This window comes from Blautia faecis (assembly GCF_027662325.1).
GTDB classification, from domain to species: domain Bacteria; phylum Bacillota; class Clostridia; order Lachnospirales; family Lachnospiraceae; genus Blautia_A; species Blautia_A faecis.
Window position 1 is genome coordinate 52,692 of the sequence record NZ_JAQDKY010000032.1, and the last position, 478, is coordinate 53,169.

Sequence of the window (478 nt, forward strand, 5' to 3'; positions counted from 1 at the left end):
TACAGCTTTATCACTATTCAGGAACTATAGGAAAAACGGTTTCCTATGAGCAGAAGGAATCGGAAGATGCTTACATAGAAGAAATAGGAACAGTATATGATGAAGACCAGGCACCGGAAGACCTGGCGGTTCCAGTTGGAGATGGTATTACTGTTGATTTACAAAATTAAATCGGAAATGTAGTGGGAATGGGAAGGAGGGGAGAAAAGAATCCATTTCTCGATTTAAAAATAGGATAATTACAAAGAAGGCTCTTTATGAGAAAAATGAAAAGTTTGTTGTGTGTATTATTAACCATGATTATTTCCCTTGGTAGTATGGTGACGGTAAAGGCAGATACTGAAATCAAGCCATATGAAAATAAGGAAAATGCTGTTTTACTTAAAAGAGAATACATTGATCTTGATGAAGATACGGTGATTGAAATTGAGTCTTATGAAGAAAAAGTTCCGTCTCTCGCAAGAGCTGGATGGAAAAC

Annotated in this window: 1 protein-coding gene; it reads left to right on the top strand. The window is 36.4% G+C overall.

The genetic code is table 11. The features are described from left to right. Window positions 1–257: 257 nt before the first annotated feature. Window positions 258–478, top strand: a 221-nt coding sequence (locus PGQ38_RS14125; protein ID WP_270432293.1) for a hypothetical protein, incomplete at its 3' end; no start/stop codon positions are given.